Annotated in this window: 13 protein-coding genes; all 13 read left to right on the forward strand. The window is 30.5% G+C overall.

Annotated elements, in window-relative coordinates; translation table 11 throughout:
* Positions 1 to 7: 7 nt before the first annotated feature.
* The 13 genes from Q0891_RS04115 (at position 8) to Q0891_RS04175 (ending at position 14,391) form a co-directional block, all read left to right on the forward strand.
* The gene (locus Q0891_RS04115) at positions 8 to 1,738 is read left to right on the forward strand and encodes an HAD family hydrolase (RefSeq protein WP_299099011.1); all 1,731 of its coding nucleotides are present in this window, start codon (positions 8 to 10) and stop codon (positions 1,736 to 1,738) included.
* Entirely contained in the window at positions 1,731 to 1,970 is a 240-nt protein-coding gene (locus tag Q0891_RS04120; protein ID WP_299099013.1) for an acyl carrier protein, read from the forward strand. The genes Q0891_RS04115 and Q0891_RS04120 overlap by 8 nt, the downstream gene beginning before the upstream one ends.
* Positions 1,971 to 2,064: 94 nt before the next feature.
* Positions 2,065 to 2,973 carry a hypothetical protein gene (locus tag Q0891_RS04125; RefSeq protein ID WP_299099015.1) on the forward strand — a complete coding sequence of 303 codons (909 nt, stop codon included), beginning with the start codon at positions 2,065 to 2,067 and terminating at the stop codon, positions 2,971 to 2,973.
* A 1-nt stretch (position 2,974) separates the two neighbouring features.
* Positions 2,975 to 4,003 carry a polysaccharide deacetylase family protein gene (locus Q0891_RS04130; protein WP_299099017.1) on the forward strand — a complete coding sequence of 343 codons (1,029 nt, stop codon included), beginning with the start codon at positions 2,975 to 2,977 and terminating at the stop codon, positions 4,001 to 4,003.
* Entirely contained in the window at positions 4,000 to 5,259 is a 1,260-nt protein-coding gene (locus tag Q0891_RS04135; protein ID WP_299099018.1) for a glycosyltransferase, read from the forward strand. Before Q0891_RS04130 ends, Q0891_RS04135 begins: the two co-directional genes overlap by 4 nt.
* Positions 5,252 to 5,914: a CatB-related O-acetyltransferase gene (locus Q0891_RS04140; protein WP_299099020.1), complete on the forward strand. Its 663-nt coding sequence runs from the start codon at positions 5,252 to 5,254 to the stop codon at positions 5,912 to 5,914. The genes Q0891_RS04135 and Q0891_RS04140 overlap by 8 nt, the downstream gene beginning before the upstream one ends.
* Positions 5,915 to 6,278: 364 nt before the next feature.
* Positions 6,279 to 7,130, forward strand: a complete 852-nt coding sequence (locus Q0891_RS04145) for a phosphotransferase (RefSeq protein ID WP_299099022.1) — start codon at positions 6,279 to 6,281, stop codon at positions 7,128 to 7,130.
* A 56-nt stretch (positions 7,131 to 7,186) separates the two neighbouring features.
* Positions 7,187 to 8,146, forward strand: a complete 960-nt coding sequence (locus Q0891_RS04150) for a glycosyltransferase family A protein (protein ID WP_299099024.1) — start codon at positions 7,187 to 7,189, stop codon at positions 8,144 to 8,146.
* 11 nt (positions 8,147 to 8,157) lie between these two features.
* A complete protein-coding gene (locus Q0891_RS04155; protein ID WP_299099026.1) occupies positions 8,158 to 9,144 on the forward strand; it encodes a sulfotransferase domain-containing protein in 987 nt (328 codons plus the stop codon).
* Between the two features lie 47 nt (positions 9,145 to 9,191).
* Positions 9,192 to 10,289, forward strand: coding sequence for a non-hydrolyzing UDP-N-acetylglucosamine 2-epimerase (gene wecB, locus Q0891_RS04160; RefSeq protein WP_299099028.1), 1,098 nt, complete (start codon positions 9,192 to 9,194; stop codon positions 10,287 to 10,289).
* A 489-nt stretch (positions 10,290 to 10,778) separates the two neighbouring features.
* The gene (locus tag Q0891_RS04165; RefSeq protein ID WP_299099030.1) at positions 10,779 to 11,978 is read left to right on the forward strand and encodes a hypothetical protein; all 1,200 of its coding nucleotides are present in this window, start codon (positions 10,779 to 10,781) and stop codon (positions 11,976 to 11,978) included.
* Entirely contained in the window at positions 11,975 to 13,219 is a 1,245-nt protein-coding gene (locus Q0891_RS04170) for a hypothetical protein (protein ID WP_299099032.1), read from the forward strand. The genes Q0891_RS04165 and Q0891_RS04170 overlap by 4 nt, the downstream gene beginning before the upstream one ends.
* A gap of 11 nt (positions 13,220 to 13,230) precedes the next feature.
* Positions 13,231 to 14,391 (forward strand): glycosyltransferase family 4 protein, encoded by a 1,161-nt coding sequence (locus tag Q0891_RS04175; protein WP_299099034.1) that lies wholly within the window; start codon positions 13,231 to 13,233, stop codon positions 14,389 to 14,391.
* Positions 14,392 to 14,397: the final 6 nt, after the last annotated feature.

A 14,397-nucleotide genomic window follows, 5' to 3' on the forward strand; every position in this document is an offset into this window, starting at 1 on the left:
CTTTATTATGAACAGTTATTTAGAGCTCTTAAAAGCTAAAGCTAATTTAGAACAGAAAAGTTACTCACATAATATTGAGCTTGTAGTGCTTAATAATATTACTACAAACCCAATAAAAGATTACCTAGAATATAATTGTGCAGTAAACAATATTAATATTGATATTACTTTTGGAGACTATGATAATATCTCTCAAAATGCGCAAGAATTTGATTTAAACAATAAAATTGTTCTTATATTTTGGGAGCTTGCCAATTGTTTACACGGCTTGGAATATAAAATTGATAGTTTTGATACTGAGCATATTTATGCATTAGAACAAAAAATACAAGCCGAGTTGCAACTTACTTTTGCAGCGTTAGCTAATGCATCTTTAGTCATAATGAATCGTTTTACAGCATTACCATTTAGTTATTTACAAACCCAAACGGGAGAACTTGAAGAATTAGCAATAAGGCTAAATAGATTTTGTGAAGAGCATGCACCTAAATCAATTAAATGGGTTAATACGGATAAATGTCTAGTACAATCAGGCATAGAAAACACCATTGACTTTAAAGGGTATCTAAAGAATAAATTGTTATATAAACACGGGTTTTATATGAGTTATATGAAACTTATTCAGCCTTATTTTAACGCAGTAACAGGACAAGTTAAAAAATTGCTAGCATTAGATTGTGATAATACGTTGTGGAAAGGTATTTTAGGAGAAGATGGCTTTGATCATATAGCCATGGATGAAAACACATACAAAGGTCAGGCGTTTGCGGCAGCACAATATAGAGCAATGTCTTTAGGTAAAAAGGGTGTTCTTTTGGCTCTAGCAAGTAAGAACAATGAAGAAGATGTCGATAAAGTATTAGAGAACCACGCAGATTTAACAATAAAGCAAGACGTATTAGTTGCTAAAAAAGTGAATTGGGAAGCAAAAAGTGAAAACCTTAAGCAATTGGCTTCAGAACTAAATATAGGTGTAGACTCTTTTGTTTTTGTTGATGATAGTGACTTTGAAGTTCAATTAATGCGAGATCAAGTCCCTTCTGTAGAGACGATACAAGTTCCAAAAAATGCGGTGCAGTACTATGTGGATCAGCAGCAATGGACAAACTATTTTTTACAACTCAATGAAAGCCAAGAAGACGGTAAAAAACTAGATCAATATAAGCAGAACGTAGCGCGTTCTAAGGCTGAAGGAAAATCACAAAGTTTTGAGGATTTTTTGAAGGCATTAAATTTAGAGTTGACTATTTATAAGAATGACGAGCAACTCATTTCTCGAATGGCTCAAATGACACAAAAAACCAATCAGTTTAATTTAACTACACCAAGATATACTGAGGCTCAAATAACACAATTTGTAAATGACGAAGCTTATGATTGTTTTGCGTTTGGTGTAAAAGACAAATTTGGAGATAGTGGTATTACTGGTCTATGTATAGTAAACTATGTAGATGAAAACACTGCACATATAGATGCGCTTTTAATGAGTTGCAGAATACTGGGAAGAACAGTAGAATATAGATTTTTAGAAGAAGTATTAACTCAAGTGTTCGCTAAAACACAACACCTAGAAGGGTCTTATATTGTAACTAAAAAGAATGCACAAGTTGCTGATTTTTATCCTAAAATTGGTTTTCAGCTCAAAGAACAATCTGAAACAATGACCGTATATTCAATGAAAAAGGCTACTTTTGCAGCCGCTAACGCGTATAATTATATAACATTACATTATGCCTAATATTGAAGAAAAACTTAAAGAAATTATGGCTCTCGTGTTTGATGTATCAACAGAAGAGATTAACGAAGACACAAGCCCAGATGATTTAGACAATTGGGATTCTATAGGATCCATTAATCTTGTAACTGCATTAGAAGACGAGTTTGATATTGAATTCGAAGAAGAAGATATTATTGAAATGCTTAATTTTCAATTAATAAAAATAAAGATTGAAGAGAAAATAGAAGCTTAATAAGTAACTAAATTTCTTCAGTTTTAAATAGGAACGAGCTGTTCAGTGCTTTATAATCTATTTATTATTATAACTACGATAATTATTAATAACCATGACTGTTAGAGAGGCGACTCAGTTAGATTTTGAAGCCGTTTATAAGCTTCTCGCTAGACTTAATAATACAAGTTTGAGCAAAACAGATTGGAAAAAGATTACCGAAGTGAATTTTAATGCAGCTCATAATCACTATGGATATGTGTTAGAAGTCGATAATAAGCTATTAGGATTTATAGGAACAATTTTTTCTGAGCGATTAGTAAATGGAGAAGTTAAAAAATTTTGTAATACGCACAGCTGGATTGTAGATCCTTCTGTAAAAATGGGAGGTATGGCATTATTGCTTAAAGTTCTAAGATTGAAAGACCATGTAATTACAAATTTTACGGCATCTGAAGGGCCTTTCAAGATATTTAAGAGTTTGAAATTTAATGAAGTGGCTTATAAAAATTATAAAATACTTCCAGTGCAAGGTGCAAAAGGGCTAGTAAAATTTGAAATTGAAAAAGTCACAGATAAGAATGCGGTAAAGCTGCTTAGTCCGCAAGATTTGAAGTTGTATAATGATCATAGAGATTTTAAAAACGCTCAGTTTTTATATCTAAAAGCTGACAATTTAGATTGTTTTATAATTAGTAAAAAAAGGAGCTATGTACCTAACGTTTTTAATAAGGTATCAGTTTTAAAAAAGAGTATTCAGAATAGATTAACATTAGCTGAAATTCATTACATAAGCAATCCAGATGTGTTTTTTAAGAGCTACTCTAATACAAGTAATGCCTTAAAAATATGCAGAAAATTGGGTTGGTCTATCGGTATTTTAATAGCAGATAGGTTTATTCCGGAAGATAGTACGGTCAAAAAAAAGTATTACCCTAGAAAAAGACCGTATGTTTATAGACATGCGGAAAATGATGAATTAATTGATACATTATATTCAGAATTTTTTATCTTAAATTTTTAATATGGATACTACCAAAGGAAAGATTTTTATTAAAAATGCACTTTCTCCCTTTTTTCGTGGATTATATCAAGGATTGGGTCAAATTGTTGTACTTCATCGTGTAATTCCTAAGTCAAGTAACGAGCGGCTTCGTAATACTGGTATTGAAATTACCGAAGAGCATTTAGAAGATTTAATTGTTTATTTTAAGAAAAGAAATTATGATTTTATTTCTTTAGATGACTTACCAGATTATCTTCAAGGAAAAATAAAAAGGAAATTTGTAATTTTTACATTAGACGATGGTTATGTAGATAACTTAACTCACGCGCATCCTATCTTTAAAAAACACAATGTGCCATTTACAATTTATGTAACAACAAATTTTCCAGATAAAAAAGCAGTCTTATGGTGGTATTTGTTAGAAGATTTATTACTTAAGGAACAGAGATTGACTTTTAATTTTAAAGAAGAAAATTTTAATTTCAATCTTCAAAGTTATACTGACAAAGAAGAAACTTTTAATTATTTACGCCACTTTATTAAAAGTTATGAAGGCGCAGAACAGTTGAACCTCATTGATACAATATTTTCAAAGTATAGCATGCCTCTTTACGAAAAAGTGGAGGATTTGGCATTAAATTGGAATCAAATTATTCAACTAAATTCAGATCCATTAGTAACAATAGCAGCTCATACTGTAAATCACCCTTCCTTTAAGGCTATTAGTGATAGCCAATTATTACAAGAAGTTAATCAATCTGTAAAAATTTTAGAGTCAAGATTAAATACTCCAATAGAGCATTTCGCATATCCATTTGGTTCTCCAGTAGAGGTTGGGGATAGAGAAGTTGAATTAATGTATAAAACTAAAATTAAAACCTCAACAACAGGCAGAAAGGGTAATATTATGGCAGAACATCAAAATCATATGCATGCCTTACCGCGTCTATATGTTGGTCCGCAAACAACAGAACGTTATTTAAATGATTTTATCAGTGGTAAAATATCTTTTGTGTCAGGTTCTAAACAACGCATTGTTACGGTATGAAAACAGGAGATACTTTAGTGCTTTTTACTTTGCATTATCCTTACGGAAAGAAATCTGAGACTTTCATTGAAAATGAAATTGAGCATTTGGCGGATGCATTTAAACGAGTTATCATAATTCCTAGGGAGAAAACACATTCAGGACAACGTGCGTTACCTCAAAATGTTGAAGTCAACGATTTTTTAGTAAATAGTGGAAAGGTTGATAATCATTTTAAATATATTTTAAGTTCTTTTAACCGTTTAAGAGCAGTTCTTAAAATTTATACGTATACGATTTTAAACGATAAAAAAAGAGTACATTATCTTACGGGAGGTTATTTTATATATTATTTAGCCAATGCTTTGAAAGAAGCAAAACTAATTGAATCATTTATAGAAAAATCGAATTTGAATAATCCCGTTTTTTATGATTATTGGTTTGTAAATTCTACATTGAGTTTAGCATATCTTAAATCTAAAAAAAGCATTTCTAATCTTTATTGTAGAGCACACGGATTTGATGTTTTTAATGAACGTTGGGATTGTGGTTCCGTTCCGTTTAGACAGTATATTCTCAAAAATATTGATAAAGTATTTGCTATTAGTAATTATAATAAAGAATATTTTAATCAGCAGTTAACTAAATATAGTGAAAAAGTAAAGGTGGCCTATTTAGGGGTTAGAGCGAATAAATCTAAATTGGAGTCTCAGCTTAAAGTTGATGAAAAAACGACATTTTTGATTGTCAGTTGCGCCAACCTTTTTCCTTTCAAACAAATTCAAAGGATTCCTGAGTTATTATGTTTAATGAAATTAGAGCATAAAACCATTAGATGGGTACATTTTGGAGATGGTCCTAAAGAAAAAGAAGTACTAGAAGCAGCTCAACATCTACCGTCTAATATAACATTTGATTACAAAGGGCATGTTGCAAATCAAAAAGTCCTTGATTTTTATTCAGAAAATGATGTAGATTTATTTTTATCTTTAAGTTTAAAAGAAGGATTGCCAGTCTCAATGATGGAAGCTCAAAGCTTTGGTGTCCCAATTATGGCTTACAGCATTTTTGGAATTCCAGAAATTGTAAATGATACAACAGGGGTTTTATTAGATTTGAGTGCGACTAACGAAGACATTGCACAGGAAATAGCTTTGATCGTAGAACATAAAATTAGTTTTAGCAAGTCAGAAATAAAAAGTTTTTTTAACAAAAACTTTAGTGCCGAGTCAAACTATAAAAATTTTACTAAAAACCTTTTAGATAAAAATGATTAGTAAACTTAAAAACAAACTATTTAATAAGGTTTATCTCTTATTGCGATTTGGGAATTTTATACCCATGTCTAGCAAGGTTAAAATAAATAAGAATTCAAAAGTATATGGATCGCGTTTAGATGGTAATATTGATATCGCTGAAGGTGCTATGGTTGCGAGATGTGAATTATATGGTAATATTGAAATAGGAAGATATACGAGCTTAAATGGACCTAATACTGATGTTGTAGCTCATGGAGGGAAAGTAATTATTGGTCAATTTTGTTCTATTGCTAGAAATGTTTCAATGCAAGTAAGCAATCATGCAATGGCTAGGGCAACAACGTATCCAATATTTAAGAACATTTTTAACGAAGAAATAAATGATGACTTTATTTCAAAAGGAGATATTGTTATTGGAAATGACGTTTGGATTGGTGCACATTCTTTAATTTTATCTGGCGTAAAAATAAATGATGGAGCTGTTATTGCGGCTAACTCTGTTGTAACTGTAGATATTCCTGCGTATGCAATTGTTGCAGGTTCGCCAGCTAAAGTAATAAAATATCGTTTTTCGCCAGAAACTATAGACCAGCTATCTGTAAAAAAATGGTGGGATTGGCCATTAGAAAAAATTAAAAAAGAAAGGGATTTTTTTAAAAATAGCTTAAAATAATTTAAACCCTTACTGTATTTATAATTTAGATATAAACAGGATAAATACAACTTACATCGCCTATAGAAAATAGAATGGTCTAAGAAATTGTTTTTTAAATACAATGTTTACTGATAGTATGAAAATAAGAAGATATGAAATTGATTACATTTTTAAGACGCTAGCGACTGCCAATTTGCACGATAAAACTATCAAAGCATCTGAAAAATTTATTTGTATTCCTCGTTATAACGTCTGTATTAATCTCAAAAGATCGTCAATACGTTTTTTCTTTAATTACGTTTATAAGGTAAGAACTTATAAAACGTACCTAATTTGGTCATTGCTAAATATTGTTGCCATTTTTCCTGTTTTCCATAAACTTTTGAACTTAATAGGACTCCAATATGACATTAAATATTTAAAAGCACCCAGCTCTATTCATTGGAATAAAATTGACTTAATATACGTAGAATGGCATTTTTTTGGTGTGTTTTCTAATAGTGATAAAACAGTGACTCATGTTTTAGCAAAGAAATCTTATGCTGAGCGATTTCAAAATGAAATTAATGCTCGTAAAATGGGTAAACAATTTAAAAACCTTTCTAAAGTGTTTCCAAGGCTTTTAAAAATATCTGATAATCCAAAGTATTATATTGAAGAGTTGGCTGTTGGCGCTGGAAATCAATTAATAAATGAGAACCAATTAATCAAAGCTCAGAAAAAAATCAAAAAACTTAATCGTAAAACATTAAAAAATATCCAATTAGACGAATATTATAAAACTTTAGTTAATAAATTAGGTGAAATTAACAATGATCGCTTGTTTCGGGCATCTCAAGAGTTAAGAGCCTCAATCGAAAATGACTATTTAGAAAAAGATATTAAGTTAGAATTAGCGTTAGTACATGGCGATTTTAATGCAGGACAAGTGTTGTCTAAAAATAACCGTATAAAAATTATTGATTGGGGTGATGGTGGTTTATTAAATCGTTTTTTTGATTATATTTCCATAACTATATATAAATCTCCAGATCATGCCTTTAATAAAGACTATTTTCCCAATGACCTTTCAGTATTAGAAAAATTCTTTTCAAAGAAATTAAATAGAATAGCTCATATGAATTTATATGTTAGAATTACATTATTAGAAATCCTAATTATTTCTAAAGGTGAGTTTGAAGCTAAAGAAGGTGCATATGACAGGTGGCTTACAGCGGTTAAGTCTAATACTTAGAAGTTTGCACAGTTAAAACAAAAGTATTCAAGAATTTATAGATTATCTATTTTGCTATGTCATTAGTTTCAGTAATAATACCCAATTATAATGGTTTAAAGTATATTAAAGATACTTTAGATTCTGTATATAATCAATCTTATAACAATATAGAAATAATTGTTGTTGACGATGGTTCTACAGATGGATCATTAGAATATCTTTTAACTTTAAACAAAACGAATGTTACAGTATTAAAAAATCCATTACAAGGGGCTTGTTCTGCTAGAAATTATGGGTTGAGTATGGCTAAAGGGATGTATATTCAGTTTTTAGATAATGATGATTTACTTAGTTTAGATAAAATTGAGTCGCAGGTAAAAGCATTATCTAATAATGAAAAGGCTATTGCAGTTTGCAATACAAATCATTTTTATGATACTATTGAGAATGGTGTGATTACAGATTGGAATTTTCTTTATACAACAGATAATACAGAAGAGTTTTTATTAAATCTTTATGGCGCAAATGGCCCTCAAAATATGGTTCAGACAAGTGCGTGGTTGGCACCAAAGAAGTTGTTAGATTCAACAAGACCATGGGATGTGACCTTAAGTAAAGATCAAGATGGTGAATATTTTTGTAGAGTTGTCACTCGAGCAAATCAAGTAATTTATGTGCCAGAAATATTAAATCATTATAGAAAACACATTAAAGGTTCTAATATTGCTAACCAAAAACAGAGAGAACATTTTGAGAGTCAACTAAAAGCATTAAACTCTAAATCGAAACAGTTTAAATATTCAATCGATACAATCGAATATAAAAATGCCATGGCCTTACAATATAAGATTATAGCAATTGGTGCATATCCTGAATTTAAGGACATATCAGAAGAGGCTATGTTTTTATCAAATCAATTTGGCGGTTCACAATTTGTTCCCGTTCTTGGAGGAAAATTAATAGAATTTATTAAAAATTGTTTTGGTTGGCGCATTGCAAAGTTGTTTTCAAAAGTGATACATAAAATAATATAGTTGGGTGTAATATGAATAAATTAAAGTTTTATCTTATTAAGGTTAGTGAAATCCTTAATTTTATAGTTAACATTAAGTTGGCAAAAGTAAAGCATAATCAAAATATATTGATTTATGGGATTTCTAGAGGAGGTACAACTTTACTAGCAGAAACTTTAGTTGGTGTTCTAAAAGCAAGATTAATATGGGAGCCCTTATTTAACCATAGAGCGGTTGGTTTTAATACTATAAATCCATACTCATTAAAGAGTTATAAAGAATTAGATTTGGGTTGGCATCCTCATATAGCCTCAATTGAAGACTCTGAAGTAAATACGTATTTTGACGCTTATTTTAATTTAGATAAAAGGAATATTCGATTTTTTCGCTTTTCCAACCCTAAAACATTTAGTAGAAGTAAGCACACAATTCATAAGATGTGTTTTGGGAATTTTATGTATTCTTATTTTCAAAAGAGGTACAATTTAAATTCAATTATTTTATTAAGACATCCATTTGCTGTGGCTGCCTCTTCATTGAATTTTGGTAAAAATTTTGACTATCATAAAGAAAATTTTTCATCATGGAAATATGAATCCTCAAACAAAAGTGATAGCTTTTTTTTGCAATATGAAGATAAATATACACTAATAAAATCTGCATTCACATTATTGGTCTTTCAGTCAGTTAGCCAATTTTCATATGCTTTAAATCATATGGATAAAGAAAAATCCATAATATTGTTTTACGAGGATTTAGTAATGGATAAACCATCATGTCATGAACAATTAGAACAATTTTTAAATTGTAAAATTGATTTTAATTATTTTGAGGACGCATTAAGTAAACAAAGTTTTAGTTCAGGTAAAGGTCATACAAATACGGACCCAATGGCTCAACTTTCAAAATGGAAAAAGGTAGTGTCTGACGATGATGTTAAAGCGGGTCTTGAAATCTTTGAGAGTTTTAATTTTAAATTATATAGTGATGATACACTGCCTGTCAAATCAATCATTTAGCTTTTTAAGTTTTTAAGATATAAAGAAGATTAAAAAACAATTGGCAAATGAAAAATATTCTCATCGTTGTTGGTACAAGACCAAATTATATAAAAGTAACTCAGTTTAAAAAAGTAGCAGAGCAACAATTTAAAAGTCAATTTAATATAAAAATTGTACACACAGGGCAGCATTTTGATAAGTCTATGGCAGATGTGTTTTTTCAGCAATTAGATATTTGGCCAGATTATTTTTTGAATATTTCACAAGCCACACCTAATACTCAAATGGCTGAAATAATGCTGCGCTTAGAAAAAGTAATTACTGAAGAATTTGAGCCTGACGTAATGTTGGTGCCTGGAGATGTTAATTCCACATTAGCCGCTGCTCTAACGGCTCAAAAATTAGGTATTACGTTAGGCCATATAGAAAGTGGGTTAAGAAGCTATGATAGGTCAATGCCAGAGGAAGTGAATAGAATCTTGGTTGACGAAATTTCAGATTTGTATTTTGTGACAGAGCAAAGTGGTATAGATAATTTATTAAAAGAAGGTAAGTCGGCATCTAAAATACATTTTGTTGGTAATACAATGATTGATACTCTTGTATCATTTAAAGACAATATAGCGGCTAAAACTATTTTACAATCTTATAAATTAGTAAAGGATGAATTTATATTAATAACTATTCATCGACCTGCAACTGTAGATAATATAGGAGGATTAAAAAAATTATTTTCTCTTTTGAAAGAAATACCTGATGATGTTTCTATTGTATTTCCAATACATCCACGAACTCTAAATAATATCAAAAAATTTAATCTAGAAGAACAGTTCAATAAAATAGAGAATTTACAATTATTAACGCCATTAGATTATTTTAGTTTTCAAAATTTAGTCCATAATTGTAAAATGGTACTTACTGACAGTGGAGGTATACAAGAAGAAACAACATTTAAGCAAAAACCTTGTTTAACATTAAGACCCAATACGGAGCGACCTAGTACTACAGAAATTGGTTCTAATACTTTGTTAGATTTTAGTAAAGAAGACATTTTAAGTAAGATAAACTTAATCATGGCTAATAAGTATAAGGAAGGGCAAATCCCTAAATATTGGGATGGTTCTGCCACTGAACGAATTTTAAAAGTTATTTTAGAGCCTTAATTAATCTTTTTTTCATATCAATTAAAATTTTCTTAATTATAGAAGGTATCCAATGCGAGACTCAATGTTGTCGTTTATCTGTGATTTGCTTCATGCATTTCGAATAATTAAACTTAGAAAATCTATCCTTTCAATTTATATAAAACCTTAAATTAAGGATTTCTATTTTAGGTTTTTGCAGTAATACTATAACTATTATAAAGACCTTGCTTAAATTAATATTATAACCAAGATCAAATGGTATATACCACTAATGAATTCTACAATATTAGGGCAAAAGGATTAAATGAGTTTGTTAAAGGATAATCTGAAAGATTTAAAAATATTGATTAAAATTAATTTTAAGTTGCAATGAGATAATCATCAAATAGTTTTAAACATTTGAAAGTTAGTAAGAGAGATTATTAAAAATAGCCATAAGAACTAATAATGCTAGATTATTTCGATTATTTTTGCAGTATAAATATCAAGTAAAAATTAAGTGTCAATTTGAAAAAAAAGCCTCATCTTTTATTTATTACAACTTCAAGTTTAGCAGCTAACCCTCGTTTAGTAAAAGAATTTGAAGCGTTAAAAAAAGATTTTAATTGTTTTGTTTTGAGTTACATACATCACGATTGGACGTTGGAGCTTACTGAGGCTATAAAAATAAGGAATCCAGAAGTACAATTTGTAGAGATAGATAGGAAAAACAAAGTGCTCCAAACAGTGCAATTTAAGATCAAACATAAATTGGCTATTTTACTGAATTCTGTTTTTTTAAATAGTTTTAAGATAGCTGCCTATGCTAGTAATGATAAAGCACCTCAACTTTGGTTGGCAGCAAAAAAAATGGCTAGAGAGTTTGCTTTTAGTAGGGTTTTTGCGCATAATTTAGGCGCATTCTATGCAGCTGTGAAGTTGTCAGATAACAGCCAAGTATCATTACAGTTAGATATAGAAGATTATTATCCTGGAGAGGCCTTATATTTTAATAAAAAATATGAAAAGCGAAATAGAATGCTGATCATGTCTCATGGGTTTTTAAAAGCAAATAGCATTACCTATGCTTCGAAAGGTATTGAAATAGAATGCGAAAAGCATTTTAATGTTAGTGCCCAAACAAAGCAAGCCACAATTATCAATGCCTTTAATGCAATAGATTTTAATCAACCAAAACCACAAGACTCAACTCACATAAAATGTGTTTGGTTCTCTCAACATATAGGGCCTAATCGCGGACTGGAACAGGTTTTTGAAGCTGCAAAAGCAATGAGTCAAGTGAAATTTCATCTCATAGGTAATAAAAATGAACCCTATATTGACACCATGACTTTAAGTTCAAACATCATTCTGCATGATATAATGAGTCAGGAAGATTTGCATAATTTTTTAGGTGAAATGGATATTGGTCTTGCATTAGAAAGTGAACAGGTAGATTATAATAGAGATATTTGTCTTACGAATAAATTTTTGGCTTATGCACAATCTGGTCTGTATATTTTGGCTACAAATACATTTGGACAATCTCAATTTTTAAATTCCTTAAATTATAATGCTGGTTTAATAATGGAATCTTCATTAAATGATAGTCTAATGCAGATAAATAGAGATGTTTTATCCACGGAAAATAAGATAGAGAGATGGCACAATGCCAAATTATTTTCATGGGAAAATGAACAAATAAAATTAAAGAAATTACTGGAATGAAAACCGTTTTAATAATATACCCACATTGGGTGCCTGCAAATTTAGCAGGTGTTCAACGTCCTCGTTTAATTGGGAACTACTTAAAGCAATTTGGCTGGAAACCTCTGTTGTTAACCGTAGATTCTAAATTTTATGAAGAAACACCAGATCCGCATATCGCTAAAACAGCATCAGAAGATATTGAAGTCATCTATACAAAAGCTTACAAAGTAGGGAAACCTAGAATAATAGGCGATATTGGTTTACGCGCTTATCCGTTTCTTAAAAAAGAAGCCTTGCGTATATGTAAGGAACGCAAAATAGATTGTATTTGGGTGCCGATACCATCATTTTACACTGCAATTTTAGGTAGAGTAGTTCATAATAAAACTGGCATTCCGTATGGTATTGATTATATAGATCCTTGGGTAAGAGATATTACAAACCAAAATGATACAAGAGCAAAATTAAGTCAATCTGTAGCGAGAACATTAGAGCCATATGCTGTAAAAAAGGCTGCATTTATAACAGGTGTATCTACACCATATTATTGGCCAGTAATAGAACGAAATTTTAAAAAGCCACCTGTACATGCAGGAATGCCATATGGTTTTGATCCAAATGATCATAAAATAAAATTAGAAGGATTAAAGATGCCTTGGGATGAGATTGAAAACTGTAAACCTTGGATTTATGCAGGTGCGTTTTTACCCAATTCGCATTTATTTATGGATTGTTTCTTTAATGCCATAAAAGAATTAAAAGATGCAGGTAACTGGGATCCTAATATAAAATTATTTTTTATTGGTACAGGTCCTTATCCTGCAAAACGCATAACGGCTTATGCTGCAGATTATGGTTTAGAAGAGATGGTTGTAGAACAAAGAGAGCGACAACCCTTCTTAAACATATTAAATTATTTGTCACATGCAGATCGCGTGATGTTATTTGGTAGTACTGAAAAACATTATACAGCATCAAAAACGTTTCAATGTTTGTTAAGTGAGCGTCCATTGTTTACTGTTTTGCATGCCGAAAGTTCTGCAGTACAAGTCATTAAAGACGTAAAGGCGGATGCTTATTTAGTAGCTTATGAAGAAGGTGATACTAAACCAAAAATTGTTAAAGCCATAAGTAACGTACTAGGTCCCTTTCAAAAGAATGAAGATTGGTCTCCAACACTTGAATCCTTAGATCAGTATTCGTCGAAACAATCAGCTAAAGTGTTAGCAGAGGCTATGGATAAAGTTGTAAGTAATTAATATCTATTGATTTGAAAAAGTTAGCTATAGTTACTACGCATCCTATTCAATATTATGCGCCTTGGTTTAAATTGATTGCAGAACGAGGTAATGTTGATATTAAAGTATTTTATACGTGGTCTCAGGCATCTGAAGAGGTAAAGGATAAAACCTTTGGCAAAACTATAAAATGGGATATACCATTATTACAAGGCTATAATTTTGAGTTTGTAGAGAATATTTCAACAGATCCAGGCACACATCACAAAAATGGAATTGATTGCCCTGCACTTAATGAGCGAATTAGACTTTGGCAACCAGATACTGTATTAATATTTGGTTGGTATTTAAAAAGTCATTTAAAGGCTATGAAATTTTTTAAAGGAAAAATTCCTGTGTGGTTTAGAGGAGATTCTACTTTATTAGATGATGTTCCAGGTATTAAACAATTATTGAGAAAATATTATTTAACCTACATTTATAGATACATTGACAAGGCATTGTATGTTGGTACTCAAAACAAAGCTTATTTTAAATCAGTAGGTCTAAAGGATGAACAATTAATTTTAGCACCTCACGCTATCGATAATGATAGGTTTTTTGATTCTGAAACTAAAAACTATGAATCTTTAGCTCTTCTTTGGCGTAAAGAGTTAGGGTTTAATGCCGATGACTTAGTGGTCTTATTTGCTGGTAAATTTGAAGATAAAAAACAACCCGATTTTTTATTAAAAGCCATACAGACAGCAAATAAAAAATTAGAACGCCCAATAAAATTATTATTGGTGGGTCATGGACCTTTAGAAGAAGGGTTAATGATATCAGCTAAGAATGATACTAATGTAAAAATGATGCCATTTCAAAATCAGAGCAAAATGCCAATTTTATACCGATTAGGTAATGTATTTTGTTTACCTTCTAAAGGGCCAGGAGAAACTTGGGGACTTGCTGTTAATGAAGCCATGGCATCGACTAGAGCGGTTATTGTCGCAGATATGGTAGGTGGAGCTTCAGATATGTTGATAGAAGGGATTAATGGCTATTGTTTTAAACATGATGATCAAACGGAATTGGTAAATATTATAGAAAATTTATCTATTGCTACACTTAAAGAAATGGGTAAGAATGCCAAAACTCATGTGAACAATTTTACAATGGGTAATATAGTAAAAGCTATAGAAAATGAAATTTAAATATTG

Origin of the sequence: uncultured Winogradskyella sp. (assembly GCF_947498005.1) — a bacterium.
Taxonomy (GTDB): Bacteria; Bacteroidota; Bacteroidia; order Flavobacteriales; family Flavobacteriaceae; genus Winogradskyella.